Annotated in this window: 15 protein-coding genes and 1 pseudogene; 9 read left to right on the top strand and 7 right to left on the bottom strand. The window is 68.3% G+C overall.

The window, feature by feature from the left end:
* Positions 1 to 15 precede the first annotated feature (15 nt).
* Positions 16 to 2289 carry a transposase family protein gene (locus AOK03_RS41985; RefSeq protein ID WP_167355629.1) on the top strand — a complete coding sequence of 758 codons (2274 nt, stop codon included), beginning with the start codon at positions 16 to 18 and terminating at the stop codon, positions 2287 to 2289.
* On the top strand, positions 2286 to 3440 hold the full coding sequence (locus tag AOK03_RS21155) for a P-loop NTPase family protein (RefSeq protein ID WP_055566882.1): 1155 nt from the start codon (positions 2286 to 2288) through the stop codon (positions 3438 to 3440). The genes AOK03_RS41985 and AOK03_RS21155 overlap by 4 nt, the downstream gene beginning before the upstream one ends.
* 11 nt (positions 3441 to 3451) lie before the next feature.
* On the opposite strand, the gene AOK03_RS43490 is transcribed toward AOK03_RS21155, so the two are convergent.
* Complete coding sequence (locus AOK03_RS43490; RefSeq protein ID WP_055566883.1) at positions 3452 to 4336, bottom strand: hypothetical protein; 885 nt, start codon at positions 4334 to 4336, stop codon at positions 3452 to 3454.
* Between the two features lie 207 nt (positions 4337 to 4543).
* Positions 4544 to 4996, bottom strand: coding sequence for a hypothetical protein (locus AOK03_RS21165; protein WP_055566884.1), 453 nt, complete (start codon positions 4994 to 4996; stop codon positions 4544 to 4546).
* A gap of 87 nt (positions 4997 to 5083) precedes the next feature.
* On the opposite strand from AOK03_RS21165, the gene AOK03_RS21170 reads away from it, so the two are divergent.
* Complete coding sequence (locus tag AOK03_RS21170) at positions 5084 to 6205, top strand: DUF4062 domain-containing protein (protein WP_055566885.1); 1122 nt, start codon at positions 5084 to 5086, stop codon at positions 6203 to 6205.
* A 93-nt stretch (positions 6206 to 6298) separates the two neighbouring features.
* Here the strand turns inward: AOK03_RS21170 and AOK03_RS21175 are convergent, their stop codons facing one another.
* Positions 6299 to 7633 carry a hypothetical protein gene (locus AOK03_RS21175; protein ID WP_157869028.1) on the bottom strand — a complete coding sequence of 445 codons (1335 nt, stop codon included), beginning with the start codon at positions 7631 to 7633 and terminating at the stop codon, positions 6299 to 6301.
* Between the two features lie 462 nt (positions 7634 to 8095).
* Here AOK03_RS21175 and AOK03_RS21185 point away from each other — a divergent pair, with 462 nt between their 5' ends.
* From AOK03_RS21185 to AOK03_RS21200, 4 genes are all read left to right on the top strand, one after another.
* On the top strand, positions 8096 to 8971 hold the full coding sequence (locus AOK03_RS21185) for a radical SAM protein (RefSeq protein WP_055566888.1): 876 nt from the start codon (positions 8096 to 8098) through the stop codon (positions 8969 to 8971).
* Positions 8968 to 9405: a DUF6375 family protein gene (locus AOK03_RS21190; RefSeq protein ID WP_157869029.1), complete on the top strand. Its 438-nt coding sequence runs from the start codon at positions 8968 to 8970 to the stop codon at positions 9403 to 9405. Before AOK03_RS21185 ends, AOK03_RS21190 begins: the two co-directional genes overlap by 4 nt.
* Positions 9392 to 13402 carry an NACHT domain-containing protein gene (locus tag AOK03_RS21195; RefSeq protein WP_055566890.1) on the top strand — a complete coding sequence of 1337 codons (4011 nt, stop codon included), beginning with the start codon at positions 9392 to 9394 and terminating at the stop codon, positions 13400 to 13402. Before AOK03_RS21190 ends, AOK03_RS21195 begins: the two co-directional genes overlap by 14 nt.
* 340 nt (positions 13403 to 13742) lie before the next feature.
* Positions 13743 to 14738 carry a hypothetical protein gene (locus AOK03_RS21200; RefSeq protein ID WP_055566891.1) on the top strand — a complete coding sequence of 332 codons (996 nt, stop codon included), beginning with the start codon at positions 13743 to 13745 and terminating at the stop codon, positions 14736 to 14738.
* Between the two features lie 258 nt (positions 14739 to 14996).
* Here AOK03_RS21200 and AOK03_RS41085 read toward each other — a convergent pair.
* Positions 14997 to 15323, bottom strand: a pseudogene (locus AOK03_RS41085) (alpha/beta fold hydrolase); the annotation flags it as partial.
* Positions 15308 to 15940, bottom strand: a complete 633-nt coding sequence (locus tag AOK03_RS21210) for a TetR/AcrR family transcriptional regulator (protein WP_055566892.1) — start codon at positions 15938 to 15940, stop codon at positions 15308 to 15310. The pseudogene AOK03_RS41085 and the gene AOK03_RS21210, both read right to left, overlap by 16 nt.
* A gap of 96 nt (positions 15941 to 16036) precedes the next feature.
* Between AOK03_RS21210 and AOK03_RS21215 the strand changes: the two genes are divergently transcribed.
* The gene (locus AOK03_RS21215) at positions 16037 to 17527 is read left to right on the top strand and encodes a carboxylesterase/lipase family protein (protein WP_055566893.1); all 1491 of its coding nucleotides are present in this window, start codon (positions 16037 to 16039) and stop codon (positions 17525 to 17527) included.
* 274 nt (positions 17528 to 17801) lie between these two features.
* Positions 17802 to 18224 (top strand): hypothetical protein, encoded by a 423-nt coding sequence (locus AOK03_RS21220; protein WP_055566894.1) that lies wholly within the window; start codon positions 17802 to 17804, stop codon positions 18222 to 18224.
* Between the two features lie 87 nt (positions 18225 to 18311).
* Here the strand turns inward: AOK03_RS21220 and AOK03_RS21225 are convergent, their stop codons facing one another.
* Both AOK03_RS21225 and AOK03_RS21230 read right to left on the bottom strand, forming a co-directional pair.
* Complete coding sequence (locus tag AOK03_RS21225) at positions 18312 to 19052, bottom strand: class I SAM-dependent methyltransferase (RefSeq protein ID WP_055566895.1); 741 nt, start codon at positions 19050 to 19052, stop codon at positions 18312 to 18314.
* Positions 19053 to 19251: 199 nt separating this feature from the next.
* Positions 19252 to 19593, bottom strand: coding sequence for a hypothetical protein (locus AOK03_RS21230; RefSeq protein ID WP_107098051.1), 342 nt, complete (start codon positions 19591 to 19593; stop codon positions 19252 to 19254).
* Positions 19594 to 19738: the final 145 nt, after the last annotated feature.

Below are 19738 nucleotides of genomic sequence, written 5' to 3' on the forward strand. Positions count from 1 at the left end.
CCGGAGCCGCCCCCGGTGCGGGACAGTCTCGCTCTGGGGGACACGGTGCGCTATCGCGGCACCACCTGGGAGATCATCGCGTTCTGCGGTCCCCGCGTCTATCTGGAGCGGCCCGGTCAGGCCGCTGCGGACCCGCTGGTCATCCTGCAGCGGGCGCTGACCGCGGCGCCGGACTTCGCCGTCGTCAGTCGGCCCGCACAGCGGACCGTAGTGCCGATGCGGGTCGGCGAACTCACCGGCCTGCCGCGCAGGCTGCGCAAGGAGGCCAAGCGGTGGGAGCGGCACGTCAAGGAAGTCCTGCACGAGCAGGCACCCTGGATTCCGGCCGACACGCCGGCCGTGCCCGCGTTCGCCCCCGCCCTGCGCACCCTCAAGGAGCGCTACCAGGCCAAGGCCGACCAGCTCACCGCGCTGGGCCACCAGGTGTCGTCCGCCACCGTGGAACGCAAGTGCGCCGCGTGGCGGGCGGGCGGATTGATGGGGCTGGTCGACAAGCGCAGCCTACGCGGCGGGTCCCTCGCCGGCCGCCTCGATGCGAAGGTGATCGACCTGGTGTGGGAGGTGCTGGACGACGAGCGGAAGGCGGGTCGCTCCCCCGGCACCCTGTCGCGTCTGATCGACGACGTGAAGCGCCTGGTCATCTCCCGCTACGCAGTCAACGGCACGGTCCCCAAGACGTTCCGCTGCAGCCAGGCCACTTGGTACCGGCTGCTGGCCGGCCTGAGCATCACCGCCGAGAACGCACACGCGGTGGCCGCCGCCCGGTCCGCCGGCAGTGCCCACACCGCCGGCTGGCATGACGGGCGCCCGGCGACCCTCGCCCGCTGGCCCGGCGAGCTCGTCCAGATCGACACCACCGGGCTGGATGTGCTGGCGATGGGCGACGACGGGCGGGTGATCTCCGTGGAGCTCACCATCGCCATCGACGTCGCCACCCGGAGCATCATCGGCGCGCTCGTCGTGCCCAAGCGCCACCGCCGCGGCGACGGCCACGGGCGGTGGATCGCCGGGCGGGCCACCCGCTCCTTCGACACCGTGCAGGTGCTCGGGCAGGCTCTGGCACCGCTGCCGGCCCGTCCGGGCTGGGGCCCGCAGACCCTCATGGAGGGATCCGCGCTGCCGTACGAGGAACTGCTGGCCGCCGACGAGCGGTTCGCCGGCTCCGCCGCCCGCCCGGTCATCAAACCGCACACCATGGTGATCGACCACGGATCGCCCTACATCTCCGAGGACTTCACCCGGGCCTGCCTGTCCCTGGGCATCCAGGTACGCAAGGCGCGGCTGCGCACCGCGATCGACAAGGCCATCGTGGAGCGGGCCATGCGCGCCGTCAAAACCGGGTTCAGCCAGTACCTCGCCTCCTACACCCACCACCGTCTGGACCTGCGCGGAAAGAAGGTCCGCAAACAACTGGTGTGGACGATTCCCCAGCTCCAAGACCTGTTCGAGCAGTGGGTCGTGCTGCACTGGCAGCAGACTCCGCACGGCGGGCTGCGCAGCCCCTTCCGCCCCGGCGTGAAGGTGTCCCCCAACGCGATGTACGCCGCCCTGGTGGCGATGCGTGGCTACCGGCGCATCAACCTGACCGAGACCCAGACGCGCAAGCTGCTGCCCGCCTGGTACGTGCGCGTCGACCGCAAGGGCTTCCAGATCAACAACCGCACCTACAACCTGCAGAAGGGCGGACTGGACGCCTTCCGCGAACCGTCGGGTATCGCCTGGCTCAAGGGCCGCTGGGAGGTGCACTGCTCCCCCAACAACCCCGAATTCGCCTGGCTCTTCGACCGCCGGGCCGAGGAGCGGGGAAAGGACCCGTGGGTGGAGGTGCCCTTCATCCACCGCCGCCTGCTCGAAGACGGGTGGACGGAGGAGGCCTGGGCGGAGGCCGAGCGCATCCACAACGCGCAGGGCGGCAGCACCCGCGACGAGGCGGCCATCACCCGGGTCCTGGCCAAGCTGCAGCGCACCCTGGCCGCCGGGCCACAGCCCGGCACCGCCCCGCCCGCCCCGGCCGCCGCGGCCCGGCAGCAGCCCCGTACGCTCGCGTCCCCGGTCGACACCGGCGCCGACCTGCCCCCGCTGGACATCGAGTCGGTGCGCCCGTTCCGCTCCCTGGACCGGCCCGCGCGGGACCTGTTCGACACCCCGGAGCCGGTACGAGGCGGCGGCCAGAGCCTCGAGGACTTTCTCGCCTCGCTGCCCCAGAGCCCGCCCGTTGACCCGCCGGGCGACAGCGACAGCACCCCGCCGCCTGATGACCCCGAAACCCTGCCGGGAGAGTGCTCATGACCGCCCAGACACGCGCACCCCGCACCGCCGCCACCCGGCCGGCAACGCCCGCCACCGGGCAGGATCCCACCAGCACCGTGCTCGCCTGGAACGCGCTCGTGCGGGAGGACCCGCCCCCTCCCCCACCGCTGCCTGCCGCCGCACCGGACAAGGTCAGCGAAGACGACCCACGGGTGCGCTACCACGCCCGGCTGGGACTGGTGGAGACGACCGACATCCGCAAAGGTCTGCAGACCGCGCGCCGCCTGCTGCGGCTCAACGGTGAACGCCGCCACCCCTGCTCGCACGTCGCCATCGACAGCGACTGCCGCGGCACGGGCAAGCGGACCCTGCTGCACCACATCGGCCTGGGCTTTCAAGGCCGGATGGAGAAGCTGTACGGCATCGACGACCGCGTCATCCCCGTCGTCTGCCTCAACACCCCGCCCACCCCTGGCTCTCCGGCCGACTGGTCCGCCGCCATGGCCGCCTTCCTGGGATGGGACCTGTACCGCAGTGACGTTGAGGGCCGGCTGGTCCTGCGCATGAAGGACTTCACCGGCCCCGCCCTGCACATGTTGCGCAGCAGCCGTACTCGCTTGTGTCTGATCGACGGCATCGACCGGCTGCCCACCGAAGATCTGCAGCCGACGTTCGACTTCTTCGACTACCTCACCGACGAACTGTCGCTGACCATCTTCTGGAGCGGCATCGGCTCCAGCGACATCCTGCGCGAAGCCCGCACCGCCCGAACTCCCGCACTGCGCCAGGCAGGCGAGAACACGGCCACGCTCCGGCCACGTGCCGTCCCCACCCTGTGGGTCAACCGTCTTCCGCCGCGCAGTGCGGAACATCCCGACGAGTGGGTCAGCGCCGTCGCCACCCTCGACGGCAAACTGCGGCTGATCTACCACGTGCCCGGCACCCTGCTGACCTACCAGAAAATCTTGTACCGGATCACCGACGGACTCATGGAACATCTCGCCCCGCTGATCGGCATGGCCGCCCAGCTCGCGATCCTCGACCGCAGCGAAGCCCTCACCCTCGACGTGCTGCGGGATGCCGCCGCCTACCTCGACCTGCCCGCCGGCCGGGACACCGACGACCTCTGGGAGATCGAATCCGAGTCGGCGGCGGACGCTCCCACCACCGCAGCAGACCCTCCGCGGTGAAGGGCATTGCCTCAGCTGACGTGAAGAGCCAGCGGCACCCGCACATACGTGGTCCGGCCGCCCCAGATCGCGTCGTCCACACACGTCGGATCGGCCATCGGCCCGGTAATGATCACAACGTCGCCCGCGGCGGCGACAGCCCGCCGCCACGCCGCCGTCGTCGGCATTGTGCCGTCGTAGAAGCAGCCCTTGTCCGGCATGGACACGCGCAGTATGTCGCCGGGCAGGCGCAGTTGTGCACGCCATCCCGCCGTGCGCCCGGGGGCGAACAGCGTCGTCGTCGACAAAGGTTTCCCTCCCGCCTTGCGCACGAGGAGCTCCACCACGTCCTCCACCTCTACATTCCCCTGCGCCGTCCCCACCTGCATGGTCATGGGCTGCAGCATGAAGATCACAGCCTGTTCGGCGAAGTGCCCGCACAACGCCCCCAGTTGCATCTCACCGGGGGCGAGTTCGAACGGCTCCTGGCTGCTGGGATGATCCGCGCTGAGCACGGCCACCAGCTCCACGGCCGTGTCGGCCGCCTCCCGCCGCTCTTGCATACTGCACTCCGCGCTGGAGGCGACACTCACCGTCCCGCCGTCGACCCCCGACCTGGCCAGCTTGCGGAACCCGGCCGAGGTACGAACGCCCCCCTCCGCCTCGCCGCCGTCCCGCAGGGCCGCAGGCAATCCATACGTCTCCGAAGCGATCAGACACGCCCACTCCACCAGCTTGCCGACCGCCCGGACGTCGGGTGCCACGCGGTCCAGCAGAACCGACCGGCACTCCTGACAGCCGTCCAGTGTCGCGTCGTACAACTGGTCCATCACGGCGGCACGCGTCCCGAAGTCCGGGTTGCGGAAGTGCGAGGGCGCCACGAACTGCCGGACGCGGTCTCCTGAGTGATCGTGCACGTGATCGGCGGTAGCAACGAGCTTTCCCACGGCTCCTCCAGCACCCGGTCCCACCAAGTCCGGCTCATCGTCCCGCCGCCTCGACATCAGCCATCCAAAAAATGGGAAACCATTGCACGTCAGCCGATACTTCGCTACGAGGGCAAACAGGGATCACCCGCGCCCGCCGCACCAGCGAGCCTCAACTGCCCGTCGCCCCGGCCAGACTTAAGCCACGACCACGCACACCGCCAGCAGGGACAGGCCGTATGCGGCGATCGCCAGGTGCAGAACGGTCCACAGGCGGTGCAGGCGGATGCGGTGCAGGCGGGGGAACTGGCGGTAGTGCGCCGTGCGGGCGCGGACGAGTGCCTCGTCGGAGCTGAGCGCCCCCAGCTCCACCAAGTCGCGGGTCAGGGCCCGCGCCTGGGCGAGATGATAGGAGGCCCGCTCGTAGTACTTGGACACGGCGAGCGCCCCGTAGACCCCGGTCATGGTCACGAACAGGCACAGCGGCAGGACGTTGAGGGTGAACTTCTGCTGGACGATCAGAGCGCTCAGGGCGGCCGTGATAACGAGCAGGAGGTTGGTCAGCGTGGAGCGTTGGGTCTCGCACTGGCGCAGCTGTTCGCGGTGTTCTTTCCAGTAGGCGCGTATCGCCTCTTCCGACACCGTCGTCATAGAATCCCACTCCCCCGCATCTGCACCCTATGTACCCCGGCTCCGGCGCACCGCCGGGCGGCCCCTCAGCAGTGGAGACACCGTAGCGTGAAGATCTTTGTCAGCAGCGCCCGCAAGGGCCTGGAGGAGGAGCGCGACGCGCTCGGCGGGCTGATCACCGCGCTGGGGCACACCCCGGTACGGTTCGAGGACTTCTCGGCACAGAGCACGCCGAGCCGGGAGGCCTGCCTGAGGGCGCTGGCGACGGCGGACGTCGCCCTCTTCCTGCTGGGCCCCTCCTACGGCCACACCTTTCCCGAGACCGGGCAGTCGGCCACGCACGACGAGTGGATGGCGGCCCAGGCGGCGGGCATGCCGCGGCTGGTCTACCGCAAGACGAACGTGACGTTCGAGCCCGCCCAGCACGCTTTCGCGCGGACCGTCGAGGCCTACGCCACCGGGGTGTTCCGTGATTCCTTCGCCAGCACTGCGGAGCTGCTGCCCAAGGTCACCCGGAAGATCAAGGAGCTGGAAGAGACCGACTCCCCGCTCGACTTCGCTCCCCTGACGCATGCGGTGGACCTGCGGTGGATCCACGACGAGCAGTCCTCCTCGCCCTGGTCCGGCGTCAGCACTCCGCTGCTGGAACTGCACGTCCTTCCCGTGGACTTCGCCGGCTACTCGACTCGTGAACTGGAGCAGCTCAACAGCTCCCTGTTGGGCCGCATCCGCAGGACCGGCGCGGTCGCCGACTCCGACGCCCTGACGGCCTCGCGCTCCGCCGATCACGTCGCCGTCGACATCGACGTCCCGGCCCACCGGCCCCTGTGGAACAGTCCGCAGACGGGCGCGCTCAGGCAGGTGCGCCTGTACAAGACCGGGCAGCTCTCCGCACGCGCGACGCTGCCCAGCGACGGCCTCGGCTCGATCCTGGACCGAACCGCCCTACCCGCACAGATCACCGAACTACTGGCCTTCCTCGGCGCGTTGAACATCGTCGAGCAGGAGCGCATCGTTGTGGCCGCCGCCGTGTCCGACCCCTCGATGACCACCGTCGACACCTTCGCCCCTCACCGGTCGCGGTCCCGGGCCGGCCTGTCCATCAACCGCAGCTTCATCTTGCGCACCGAGCCCGACGAGTCCGTCACCCTGGCGGCGCTGACGAGCGGGGCCGAGGAAGTTGCCGGCCATGTGGCACGCACGCTGATCGCGCAGCATCCCCTCTCTTGACCCTCCGGTGGAAGCCTTCACGAGGCTCATGCCGGAGCGCGCCCGCCAGGCGGGCCTCCACCGCCCCGCTGGCCAACCAGCCGGTCCGGGCCACTACGACCGGGTGGCCGCCTCGTCCCCGTTGTCGGCCAGCCATCGCGCGGCGCGTGTTTCGTAGTTGGGGGCCAGCAGGCGCTGGATGCCGGTGACGTATTCGCCGGCCGACTGCCCCTCGGGCGCGGCCAGGACCCCTGCGTGGACCAGGTTGGCGGTCACGATCCTCATGGTCGGGACGGTCGGGCCGGACCAGCCCTTGAAGTCGGGTACGTCGACTGTGGGTGCCCTGCCCGATGCGCGCCAGGCAGCCTGCCGCAGCTGACGATTGCCGGTGAAGGCGCTGTGTGCCGCGAGGTCAGCCAGGACACGGGCCGTGGTGCCCGCTTCCAGCCCCAACCGCTCGTCCGTCCCCGGGGCCACATCCGGGCCCAGCGCGCGCAGGGCCCGCGGGTCCAGGCGCAGCAGCAGATCTGCCATCGGCTGGGTGAGCATCGGATCGCGCAGCAGGTCCTCGAGCAGGGAGCGCACCTGGCCTTGCAGGGGAGCCGGGATATCGAGGTGGCAGTGGGCTGCGGCAGCGGCGAGCAGACAGGCCTCAGGAAGCAGCCGCCGGTCGTGGTGGCTGTGCTCGAGCATCAGGCGCAACTGGCGTTCCTCGTCGGCCAGCAGCCGTAGAGCGCGGGCTGCCGGGGTGTCGCCGAGCCACCGGATGAAGTGCGCAGGGGACTCGATCAGCCCGCCGGCCTGGGCCATGCGATACCAGGGTGCGACGGCGTACATGCACCACGGCACGAGTCCGATCATCTGCTCCAGGTGGGCGAGGTCGGTGCGTCGCCGTCGCAGTGCGATGGAGCAGATGCGGAAGTGCAGCTCTTGGCGGGCGCTTTTGTCGCCGTAGCTGTGCAGGGACTGCAGCTCATGGAACAGGGCATCGGCCGCCTCCGTCAACGGGCCTTCGAGGCGGTCGGTGTGCTCCCGGGTGCTCCAGCGTTCGGAGAAGGTCAGGGTGTCGCGATCGATGTCGGACAGCAAAGGGATGCAGGCGCTCACCGGCTCGGGCAGCCGCATCGCCGTCGTGGTGCTCGGCGGGAGCGGCCCGCCCAGGCGTGCGCGCAGCGTCTGCGCCATCTCGGCCCAGGCAGCGGCCTCGTCGGCTGCGCGCTGGGCCAGTACACGTTCCTGGCGTAGCTTGCGTCCCTTGGCGGCGCCCTGCTCATTCAGGAGCGGGGCACCCGCGGCAAGGCGCTCGGTCAGCTCCGCCTGCAGGACGCGTTTCACCTCTGCGGCCGGCACCTGGTCGCGGACAACTTCCACCGTCGGAGCATGGCCGGCTTCCTCCAGCCCGCGCACCCAGGCGGCGACTGCATGGGCGGTGGGCTGCTTCTTCAACACGACCTGAGCGAGAGGGAGGTGAGAAGGAGCGGGGACCTGGCCCAGGTACCGCTGGGTGTTGTCCCGGGGATCGACCAGCGCGTAGATGACACGGGCGCCAGCGGCAGGGTGTGAAAGTGACACGAGCACCGATGGTAGAGCGCGGGCGCCGGCGGAAGCCCGTCCGTCACTCGCGCGAGTGGTGTCGGCGAGGTGGGCGACGCAGACCCCGACAGGCTGCGCAGGCACGGCACTGAACGAACTTCAGCGCATCTACCCACAGCACTTACTTCCTCCCTCCCGCTCGCTCTCCGCCCCCTGGCGCACCCCGATCCAGGACCTGAAGGCAGCCATGAACTCGTCGAGGTGCGGATGCCCAGTGGTCACCGGGTGCGATTGCGGCAGCTGGTCACTGCAACGGCGGATCCGCCACGGTGCACCCGGAAACGCTGGCATCATGCTGCCGTGAGGTGCAAGGTACGCATGTCAGCGTCTGGCGTTCATCTGTTCGACCGCGTCTCCGGGGTGAACGTGCTCCTCGACGAGGTGCGTGTTCCTGCTGAGTTGTTCTCTCGTGCTCCACGATATCTGTCCGTCGCGCTGACGAACGCGTGCGAGCTCGGCTGCGTCTACTGCTATGCGCCCAAGCATGCCGCTGCGCTCGACAGGGAGCGCGTGCTGGCGTGGGCGGTCGAACTTGATGCCGCCGGGTGTCTCGGTGTCGGCTTCGGAGGCGGGGAGCCGACCGCGTACCGGAGGTTCGCTGGACTTTGTTCCGATGTTGCCCGCTCCACGTCCATGGCGGTGACCTTGACGACCCATGGGCACCGGTTCACCCCTGACCTGGTCGATTCCTTGCGTGGCGTTGTGCATTTCGTCCGTCTGTCGGTCGACGGGGTCGGGGCTACCTACGAGCGGCTCCGTGGCCGTCCGTTCGCGTCTGTGGCTCGCGCGGCCGGGTTGCTCAGCACTCTCGCACCGTTCGGCATCAATGCGGTCGTCAACGCCGACACGGTCGGCGAACTGGACGCACTCGCCGAGTTCGCCGACCGTGTCGGGGCCTGTGAACTGTTGCTCTTGCCCGAACAGCCGACCGCAGCGACCCCCGGGATCAGTGACGCCGACGCGCAGCGCCTCCTTCAATGGGTGGCGACAGCCAGGACCAAGGTTCGGCTCGCCATCTCGCGTACCGGACTCGAAGCCGCGCTGCCCACTGCGCCGATCCCCGGCGAACTCCCTCTCGACGCGCACATGCACCTCGACGCGGGCGGCGTCCTGCGCCCTCACGCCTATGCATCCGCGGGAGTGCCGGTCAGTGGCTCCATCATGGAAGCGGTGCGGATGCTGAGGGAGGCATGATGAAGATCTGGAACGGCTACGGTTCGGAGCATTCGATGGATCTGGTCTTGATCGGTCGGTTCCAGACTGTCACTGGCGCGAAAGCGGCGGAGGAGCGTATGGAGGCTCTGCGAGCCCTTGCCGAAGCCACGTGGTCCGACGATGACTGGCGCAGTCATGACGAGCGCCTGCCTCGCGAAGTCGGCGAAGCGCTGCAGCAGATGAAGCTGTATGACATGGGACGCTCCGACGTTGACAACTACGCTCTGGACTACGGGGTGACCCGTGAGGCAGAGACGGTCCGGGTCTGGACCGACGAGTCCGATGTCCAGGGATTCCTCAAAGTGCTCCTCCACCACGGCGCGAAGGTCGAGGTCTTCTCCCGCCATGACTGGGACGAGGAAGCGAACCAGCGGTCGGGTGCGAACAACCGGAGCGACGGTGGAGCTGACTGATCTGACGCGCCTGCCGGGTGCTGCCGACCGGAACTTCGAAGCGCTCACTCGAGCCGTCGTCTCGCGCCGCTACGGCGCGCTGGGCACGATTCGCGAGCGCCGCAACCAGCCCGGTGTCGAGTTCTACCTGCACGTCGAGCATGCCGGCGCGCTGGGCGAACCCGGCCGCACCTGGGGGTGGTCGTGTAAGTGGTTCATCCTCAACAACAGAAACGAGCTCACCGCAGGCCAGCGCACACAGATCGAGGACTCCCTCACCAAGGCGATCAGGCATGTCGCTGGTCTGAGCGACTTCGTGCTGTGCCTTCCGCAGCGGCCCTCGAGGGGCGACGAAGAGTGGATCTACGGACTCGCCCGCCAGGGCGTCAGCGTCAAACTGTGGTCCACCGAAAACTTTGACGCCGAACTGGCAGGACACGACGAGCTGCGCTCCACCTTCTTCGGTGAGCTCGCGCTCACCCCCGAGACGTTGGCGAGGGCCCACTCGCAGTCGGTGGCACCGGTTGCGGCACGGTGGGCACCGCAGCTGCACACCACCCATCATGTGCAGCACCGTATCGAGCGGGTCTTGCTACGCCCCTCGTCGTTCGATGGGCTGCAACAGCTCGCCGACGACGTCACAGTCCGGCTCCAGGCTCTGCACGCAGCCCTGGACGGCCTTGATGGAGCTTCCCGTTCCGGCGCCGAGGAAATTGCCGACGACCTGACGGGGTTTGTCAACAGCTTGCGCGCTCTCCTGGATGCGGGCAGCAGCCTTCGGCCCTGGGAAGTGCGCGATCTCCTCGCCGACCAGCAGCCTCCCAAATCCTCTCCCCGAACGCTGCGGCGCCTCGTGCTCAAGCTCCGGCAACGTCGCCTCCCCCAGGCGCCGCTCGTTGCCGGCCTCGCAGCGGAGATCCGCGACATCGTTCAATGGCTGGCTGCCCTGCGCGCAGACGCCGAAGCGCCGCTACTGGCCGTCGTTGCCGCCGCCGGGCAAGGCAAGACACACCTCGCCGCGCAGCTCACTTCGCCGACGGGCCAGCCGACAGCCGGGGTCTTCGTCCAGGGAGCCAGCCTGCATTCCGGCGACACCCTCGACAGCCTCGCGCGACGCATCCCCGGTCTGAGAGTCGACCGCTTCGATGGCCTTCTGGAAGCACTCAACTCGGCCGCACTCCGCGCCGGCTGCCGGACCCCCCTGGTCATCGACGGCCTGAACGAGTCAGAGCGGCCCCTGCAGTGGCGAAACCTGCTCGCTGAACTAGTACCAGCCCTGAGCCGCTATCCGCACGTCATACTGATCGTCACCCTCCGCGAGGCGCTCGCCGACCAGGTCCTCCCGCAGCAGACCCTGCCCCTCGAACTGGAGTGGCAGCACACGGAAGTGGACGACATCCAGCGGGTCTACTTCGACCACTACCTCATCAACCCGGACGGTGCCTGGCTTCCGCGCTACACCTTCGACAGCCCGCTGTTCGTCCGCATGTACTGCGAGGCCGCGAACCACGACCGCCAGGTGCCTGTGGGCGTGGAAGCCCTGCCTCAATCGCTCATCGGCGTCTTCGAGCTGTACCGCGACGGTGTGGTCAAGCGACTGGCGCTGGACCCGGCCCGCGTTGCAGTGCCAGCCGACGACATCAAACGCCGCCTGGCAGCTCTGGCACGACGCATGTGGAAGGACAACGTCCGCCGGCTTCCCTCCGACGAAGCGCGCAGCATCCTCGACGTCGGCCAGCCGAACTGGGACGAAAGCCTGTTCCGTCGCCTCCTGGAGGAAGGAGTGATCTTCCGCGAGGAGACCAAGGGGACCGATGACACCGACTGCGGCTTCGTGTTCGACCGCCTGGCCGGATACCTGATCGCCGACGCTCTCCTGGCGCACATGCCCTACGCGGACGTCAACGAACAACTGCAGAAGGCGGCACTGTGGCAGTCGCTTCTAGGGGAACAGGCACACCCTTTAGGCGAGGACATCCTCATCGGCCTCATCTCGCTGATGCCACGCCGCTTCACCAGCCACCACCTATGGCCGCTTGCCCCAGCCGAACACCGTCCATTCGTGCTCGCCCAGGAACTCAACACCGAGTCAGAGTTCCTCAACAACGAGACGGTCGACGCACTCGCCACCGCAATGGTCACCGCACCTCGTGGCAAAAAGAGAGGCCGGCCCGCCTTCAGTCGCCTATGGGAGATCCGCAGATCCGCCTCTCATCGTCTGAACGCCGTCTTCCTCGACCGGGTCCTGCGACAGCTGCCTCTGCCCCAACGCGACCTGCGCTGGAGCGAATGGGCTCGGGCCCGCGCAGGGAGTCAGCTCATGTCAGAGGTGGAACAAGCCGCCGACGAATGGACCAGGCGCAGCAGTCGCGCCGAGAGCGACGACCTGAACGCCCTGGCCATCGCCTGGCTGCTGACCTCCACGAACACCGGCCTGCGGGACCTGTCGACGAAAGCTCTTCAGCGATACGGCCGACTGGAACCCAAGCGGTTGTTCGACCTCGCCGCCCGGATGCTCGATATCGATGACCCCTACGTCGTCGAACGCCTCGTCGCGGCCGCGTTCGGCGCCGCCAGCGCCCACCAGATGCCCGATCCTGGCGGCCCTCTGGAACACGCACTACGGGACTGGCTGGTGCAGCTGCGCGACCGCTTCCTCGACGGCGGAAACGCACCCACCTCCCACGAGCAGCTGCGCGGCTACATGCGGGCAACCTACGAGTTCACCGGCATCCTTCACCCCGCCGCCGTCCCGGAGGGGGTCGACGCCTTCGCGCCGAGGTTCGCAGCCGTGGAGGCGGCCGAGACGTTGGAGGACGGCGCCCCCAACGCCGAGGAGTGCGAGCGCACCCTCGGCATGGACTTCCAGAACTACGTCATCGGGGCTGCCATCAACGGCAGGAGCAACTACGACTTCAAGCATCCCGGCTTCCGCCGGGCCCGTTCCGAGGTCATGGCCCGGGTCTGGGAACTGGGGTGGCGGGAACAGGACTTCGGCAGCATCGACCGGCACATTGCCACAAGTACCGTGCGACGTCACGACACGCACCGAAGGGTGGAACGCTACGGCAAGAAGTACGGTTGGATCGCCTATCACGAGATGGTCGGCCGTCTCGTAGACGCCGGTCACGCGCCAGCCCCTTTCGGGGACGCCGAACGTCTGATGCCCGACATCGACCCGACCTTCCCCGACAAGCCGCCTGCAGCTCCCATGCTCCTTCCGTCCTGGGCGCCTGAGGAGCCTACGGACAACCAGACCTGGCTCACCTCCGGGGCCATCGCGCTTCCGGACGATCTGTGGTCCCCCGAAGAGATCCACGGAATCGGCGGCGGCTGGCTTCTGGCCGAAGGGTTCTTGGAGCACCGCTGCCACGGGCGGACAGTGTTCGGGTTCTTCCGCACTCTCCTGCTACAGCCGCATGACACAGACTCCGCCACTCAGCTGGCCGGTGAGCGTCCCTACCCGGGAAACGACTTCTTCCCCCGGCTGCCGATGGTCCGCGACGTGCTGGCCGCGGAAATGCCGTGGAGCCCCAGGTTCAAGCTGGCAGTCGGCGATGACGCCAGGGACCCCTTCCCGTACCGCACACTGCGCCATGACGGACAAGACGACGGCATCACGTTCGATCAGGTCGCTGTGGACTTCTCTCTCGACAGCAATTCGGAGTCCGGGCTCGGGAGCGGCTATGACGTCCCGTCATACGAATTCGCCGCCCACTCCGGCCTGCGCCAACTGCCCGGCACGGTGGACCTTGTGGACCGGGAGGGCCGGCGGGCCTCTGCGGTGTTCCGCGTGGATGAGCCCTGGCGCGGCTACCTGCTGTTTCTGCGCCGTGATCTCGTCCAGGACTTTGCAGGAGACCGCCGGATCATGCAGGCAGCCTGGGGAGAACGCGAGGTCAGCGCTGTCAACTGGCACGACGTCCCACCCTGGATGCGCGCGGTGCACCAAAGCTATGCACACATATGGCGCCACATCCGTTTGCTCGAGGCGGATCGGCACAGCGCAGAGAGCTGATATCCGGTAGAGCGTGGGCCAGGCCCACTCGCTCAAGTGACCGGCCGCACCGAACCGTGCTTGCCGAGGATATGCGTGAGGTTCTGTGCCGTTTCCTCAACCGGGAGATCCTGCTCAAGCTGTGGCCAGTACTCCACACACTCATCAGCAGAGCCATCAAAGAGGTGTGGGAGGAGGCATTCCCCGAACTACGGTCATGATCGGCTTCAACAGAACCTGTCCCAATCCACGTGTGCGGCACCCCAGTTCCGCGCCATGCAGACACCGCAGCAATGACGAGGCCTCGCTCCTGCAAGCACGCGCCGCACCGGGGCAGGCCATGGGGGGGAAGATACTTGCCGTGAAGGTCATGCTGGATAACAACATCTGGTCCTACCTGGGCGATGAGCAGGCAGGCGCCCGGTTCAAGGCGCTCATCCACTCTCTGGGACATCGCGTGGTGACTGCACCCGGTGTGCTGCTGGAGGTGTTGCAGCACCCCCGGCCGGACAAGCGGGAGGAAATCGTCAGGGCCATCATGGCCGGCACGGATGAGCGCCTTCGCAGCGAGGCCGACCTGGAGGCCGCCGAAGTCATCGCGGAGGTACGGCGCCTCCACCCGGAGTGGATACGGCGGGTGCCCGACACCGGGCGTGAGGCGACATGGCGCACTTACTGGACAAAGACGTTCTGGCGGCAGGCAGTGGAGTCCCACGACCGCTTCCGCGAGATCGCACCGGCTCGGCGCGCAGCTCGAGCCACGCAGTTCATGGTGGACGTCCAGAAAGAGCAGCAAAAGGTCTGGCGTGAGGGCAAGTTCGATCTCAGCGACCTCTCCCGCATCACCACATTCCCCTCGGAAGAGACCCCGGAAGAGTCACAGCTCGGCTGGGAGCCCGGCGACAAGATCGCATCGTGGCGCTGGCTGACGCAGGAGGTCTACTGGCACTACTTCACCGTCGGCCGCCGCTCTGCCCTGACCCACGAGGACACCACGGGCGCCGACTGGGTCGGCGCCCGCGTCGACCTTCGCGCCATGTGCGCCTCTCGGGAAAGGTTCAACCGCTTCTGGCTGTACGAGGTGGAGGCCGAGAACATGCCTCGCAGCTGGCTGCGTTGGGCCGCTGACACCGTCCAGACGGACATGAAGATCACCGGTGGCAACCCGCGCGATGTGCAGCACGCCACCCACCTGCCGGACTGCGATGTGTTCCTCACTGCCGACAAGAACTACCTGAGAGTGCTGGACCGGATCTCAGAGCAGGCACCGGCATCCATGGGCCGCGGCCTCCGTGTCGCCCCGGCAGCCCACGACGGCACCATCGAAGCGATCGAGGCGACACTCCACACTCTTTGAGACCACACACAGCACCGTGCAGGCGAACACCCCTGGCAGTCCGAGCGACCGAGGGGCCCAGGCCCAGCCGCAAGATCGCTTCAGTTCCGACAGGAGTCCCAGTCGTCGTTTAAGGAGTCCTCACTGGACCTGCATCATTCTCAATCAACCTGCATCACAGCAGTTCAGAGTACATACAACGGGGCACGCATCATTCTCACATATCTGCATGACTCCAGCTCATAAAGCCGCCCAGGATGCATTTTTGATGAGAAGCCACACGAGATGGGTGCCGCCCGGGCCCGCGGCGAGTGCCTCGTCGTGGAGAACTGCCACGACGTCCTCGGCATCGATGTCGAAGTCACTGCGCGCGGTGTCGGGGCTGTTGCCGTAGCCCTGGCGGTCCATCAGGAGGAGTTGTCGACTGTCGGCGAGGGGGCGCTGCGCGGCGAAGCCGTACGTGGAGTCGCTGCCCCAGGTGAAGATGTTGTGGACGAAGAGGGCCGGGGCGGCGGCCGTCGTGGTCGCTGGGGCCATCGAAGCCGTCCGGGCTCGGCTGCCCGCCACCCGCTCGCGGTCGTCCCACACGGTCACGTGCACGGCCATTGTTCCTCCTCCCGGGGCTGAGGAACGCTGAACAGCCGGTCCAGATGCACGTCGATCGCGGCGAGTGCGTCCTGGGGCTCGATCACGTCGAGTTCGATCAGGGGGGTGAAGCCGGTGAGGGCGAGGAGCAGGTTGGTCTCGGTCGCCGGGTCGCGGTCGGAGTCGATGTGCCCGTCGGTGATCGCCTGGCGGATCAACTGCTCGACGAGGGAGCGTCCTTGGGTGAGGCCGCGGCGTGCCTGCTCGTGCACGGCCTGGTCGTGCAGGGCCTCTAGGGCGTAGGCGGCGCTCATCCGGCTTGTCGCGCGGGCGTCGGCATGCAGGGGGAGCATTTCCGCGAGTGTCAGTCGTAGTACGTCACGGGGGTGCGGGCGGTCGCCGAGCTTTTCGAGCCCCTGGTGGACGCGTGCGGAGGTCTGCTCGGATGCGAAGTCCATGGCGAAGGAGAGCATGGCGGTCCGGGAGGCGAAGTAGTGCTGCAGTTGTCCGAGTGACATGCCCGCTTCCTGTGCCACCGCGCGCATCGTCAGCTGTGTGATGCCGCGCTGCTCCACCACCCGCCACAGTGCGCGGGCGATCGTTTCGCGGCGTCCGCGGTGATCCACCTGTTTGGGCATCGTCGCCCTCTCCCTCGTTTCCGGGGACTGTTTCAATACAGTCGACATAATACACCTGACCCATAATCTTGGGTCCACGCGAGGGAAGGAACCGTCATGTCCGATCAGCCGAAGGTACGGACGACGGAGGGTGTGGTGCAGGGGCTCCGACGGCAGGGGCACGCGGTGTTCCGCGGCATCCCCTACGCCCAGCCCCCGGTCGGAGCGCTCCGTTTCGCCGCGCCCGCGCCGCCGCGCCGCTGGGAGGGGACGAGGCAGGCGGTCGAGTTCGGCCCCGTGGTGCCGCTGTCCCTGCCGATCGACGTGCCCCCGCAGGGCACCGACTGGCTGACGCTCGACGTCGGCACTCCGGACCCCGGCGCGGCGGGACTGCCGGTGCTGGTGTGGATCCCCGTGGGCGGCTACCTCTCGGCGGTGTCGAGCGACCCGATGTACGACCCGGCGGCGCTGGCCGGGGCGGGGGTCGTCGTGGTGACCGTCAACTGCCGCGTGGGCGCGGAGGGATTCGCGTTCCTCGACGACGCACCGCCCAACCGCGGATTCCTCGACCAGATCGCGGCGCTGGAGTGGGTGCAGCGCAACATCGCCGCCTTCGGAGGCGACCCCGGCCGGGTCACCGTGGGCGGGGTGTCCGCCGGGGCGGGCTCGGTCGCCGCCCTGCTGACGATGGAGTCCGCGCGCGGCCTGTTCCGGCGGGCCATCGCCCATTCGGTGCCGGGGCTGTACAGCACCCCCGCGCTGGCACGGCAGGTCACCGCCGTGTTCGCGGACCGGGTCGGCGCGGCGGCCCCCACTGCCCAGGCCCTGCGCGACATCGACCCATGGCACCTGGCCGCCGAGCTCACTTCCTTCAACGCCGGCCTCCACGCGCACCGGGAGAGCTGGGGGCGCCTCACGGAGACCGGTACCGCGCTGTGCCCCGTCGTCGACGGCGAGGTCCTCCCGGAGTCGCCCTGGTCCGCGCTGACCGGCACGCGGGCGCGCGGGACCGAACTGCTCGTGGGCCACACCCGGGACGAGTTCCGGTACTTCAGCGTCGTGAGCGGACGGTACGGCACCTTCACCGAGGAGGACGCCCAGGCGGCCCTGGAACTGCTCGCCCCGCATCCGGACGGCGCGCGGGCCTACCGGGCCGCGTTCCCGCAGGCGGGCCCGGAGGAGCTGGTGGAGACGGTGTACTCCGACGCCGTCTTCCGCATGCCGTCACAGAAGCTGGCCGAGGCGAACGCCGCAGCCGGCGGCACCTCGTACCTGTTCGAACTGTGCTGGGCCACCCCGGCACTCGGCGGCATCCTGGGCGCCTGCCACAGTCTCGACGTGCCCCTGGCGTTCGGCACGCTGGACAGCCCCGTCGGCACCCAGCTCATCGGCGAGGAGCCTCCTCCCGAAGCCCTCGCGCTCTCCCGAGAACTCCGGGCGGCATGGGTTCGCTTCATCACCACCGGCGACGCGGGCTGGTCCGCCCACCGGCCCGGCGGGCACCTCACCCGCGTCCTGGACACCGAGTCGAAGACTCTGCCCTACCCCGAACGGGCATCCCGCCAGATCTGGGAAGGCCAATCCCTCGCCCCCTTCGATCGTTGGTAATTGTCCGGGTCGGCTCCTACGGCTGCGCCGCCGCCACGCACGTCATTGAGGGTTGCGTCGGCTGCCCTGGATGAGCGGCCGGTGAAGCGGACGCAGGACGGGACCTCACCAGGAGGAGCTCGGCTGTGTTTCGGCTGCGCCCGAAACACATGGGCATCCGCTCCCTGTCTTCCTACCGTGATCGCAGGAAGTAAGCGGGTCCACTGCGGAGAAGGCTCATCGCCTTGTCAGGTCGGGACCCGGCACGGCTTCTTAACGGAGGAGGAGTTTCGTCATGAGCAGGATCTTCAAGGCTGCGGCGACGCCGCTGGCGGCGCTCGGTGTGGTGTGCGCGCTGGCGATGCCGGCTGCTGCTGCGACCGGCGACGGGCCGGCCGCGATGGGCAGCAACGAAAAGGTCAAGGTCTACGACACGTCCAACGGCTACAAGGACTACGCGGGCTACGTGCGGTTCAAGCACAAGGGCGACTGGTTCCTCACCTACCGCCAGAAGAGCCCTGGCAACCGCATCTACGTCCAGTACGACAAGGACGGAGTCCACGACCAGAGGAAGCAGATCGATGGCGGTCTGAACCCGGGCGACCGCACGAGCCGCAACAAGAACCTTCCCGAGGGGACGGTCTACAACATCAGGGGCTGCGTGCAGGTGGATGGCGGGTCTGACTACTGCTCGGGGTGGAAAAAGTTCACTGCCTGACTCCGAGTGCAGGTGAAGGGGCGTCGGGCCAGGGGTCCGGCGCCCCTTCGTCGGCGGGGATGTCTTCGCGTCTCGGCGCGGCGGAACTTACGGTTTGTGGGTTACCCAGAGCAGTTCCGCGGGCCAGTGGTGTGCCCAGTCGGGTGGGTCGGTTTCGTTGTAGCCGTTGGGTGTTCCGGGGTCGGGCCGCGGCTCGATGAGGTCGTCGATGATGAGGCCCGCGCCGCGCAGGACCCTGACCCAGTCGCCGTAGGTGAGTTGGTAGCTGGTCGCGCCGTCGCCCTCGGCGATGGTGTGCAGCCCGAAGTAGTCCTGCTGAAGCGTCGTGGTCACGCGGCCGGCGGCTTCGTCGTAGCAGGCTTCGAACCATGGGCTGGCGACGTTGAACACCAGGCGCCCGCCTGGGCGCAGGATGCGTGCGGCCTGCGGGACGGCCAGGTGCGGGGGCGCCCAGCTGAGCCCGCCGAAGTCGCAGAACACCAGGTCGAAGCTGTCGGCGGCGAAAGGGAGTTGTTCGGCGGCGCCTTGCACCAGCGGATAGCGGGCCGCTCCCATCTCGCGTGCCGCTGAGGCGAGTTGGGCTTCGGACAGGTCGAGTCCGATCACGGTGGCGCCCTCGGCGGCGAGCGCTCTGGACCACTGGCCGGCGCCGCAGCCGAGTTCGAGGACGCGCTTGCCGGTGACGTCGCCCAGGGCGTGCAGGTGTGCGTCAGGGATGGAGTACATGCCCCACAGCCGGGGTGCGGCGCCGATTTGCGGGTCGTGTTCGTGTTGGTAGGCGCTGCTGATCTGGTTCCAGAGCTGCCGGTTGGCGGGGATGCTGTCCACGTGCCGACTTCAGCACTGTCTGCCGGGTGCGGTCAACGCGATTAGGGCCCGGAGCGGATCATGCCGGGGTGAGGCCATCGCGCACCTCTGGTCCTTTCAGGAGAGTGGCGCGATGGCCGCTGTGAGCAGGTCCTTCGTCAAGACCTCTGCTGTGTCCCTCGGCGGGATGGCATCGGCCCCGTGGGCAGTGCGGGGTCGATCACCACCAGCGACCGCAGCTCCGGGTGTGGCTGTCGCAGACCCGGAAGTACACCTTGTCACGGTCGTTGTAGCTGCCTGAGTACGAGGACCTGTGGACCGCGCCGTCCTCGTACCGTTCCAGGTAGCTGTACGACGGCAGTGTGGACGGGCCGTTCGTCCACCATTTGCCGTCGTAGTCGTTGCCGTCCCAGACCCAGGTCTTGCACAGCGGCAGCCTGCCACCGGCCGGTCCCGGCAGGTTGGTGCACGCCTGCGCGGCCGATGCCGATGACGCGAGCCCTGCGGATGTTGCCGCAATGACAGTGGCCGCGAGACCGATCTGCGCGATTATTCGCTTCACGTCTCATCCCCCTTTTTTTGCCGTCAGGGCTCCGAAGGCCCTGATCGAATTCAATGACCGGGAGCATCTCCGACGACCGATTCCGGCGAGAAGGGTGCGTGCCGTGGGGTGCGTTCGGAGGGTGCTCAATCCGCTCGCGAGCGGA

The sequence above is a fragment of the Streptomyces atriruber genome (assembly GCF_001418325.1).
GTDB classification, from domain to species: domain Bacteria; phylum Actinomycetota; class Actinomycetes; order Streptomycetales; family Streptomycetaceae; genus Streptomyces; species Streptomyces atriruber.

What these genes read in the sequence shown, in the direction of transcription:
- AOK03_RS21155 (WP_055566882.1), top strand. Translation starts at nt 2,286, where the DNA reads ATGACCGCCCAGACACGCGCACCCCGCACCGCCGCCACCCGGCCGGCA.
- AOK03_RS21165 (WP_055566884.1), bottom strand. Translation starts at nt 4,996, where the DNA reads ATGACGACGGTGTCGGAAGAGGCGATACGCGCCTACTGGAAAGAACAC.
- AOK03_RS21185 (WP_055566888.1), top strand. Translation starts at nt 8,096, where the DNA reads ATGTCAGCGTCTGGCGTTCATCTGTTCGACCGCGTCTCCGGGGTGAAC.
- AOK03_RS21190 (WP_157869029.1), top strand. Translation starts at nt 8,968, where the DNA reads ATGATGAAGATCTGGAACGGCTACGGTTCGGAGCATTCGATGGATCTG.
- AOK03_RS21210 (WP_055566892.1), bottom strand. Translation starts at nt 15,940, where the DNA reads ATGCCCAAACAGGTGGATCACCGCGGACGCCGCGAAACGATCGCCCGC.
- AOK03_RS21215 (WP_055566893.1), top strand. Translation starts at nt 16,037, where the DNA reads ATGTCCGATCAGCCGAAGGTACGGACGACGGAGGGTGTGGTGCAGGGG.
- AOK03_RS21220 (WP_055566894.1), top strand. Translation starts at nt 17,802, where the DNA reads ATGAGCAGGATCTTCAAGGCTGCGGCGACGCCGCTGGCGGCGCTCGGT.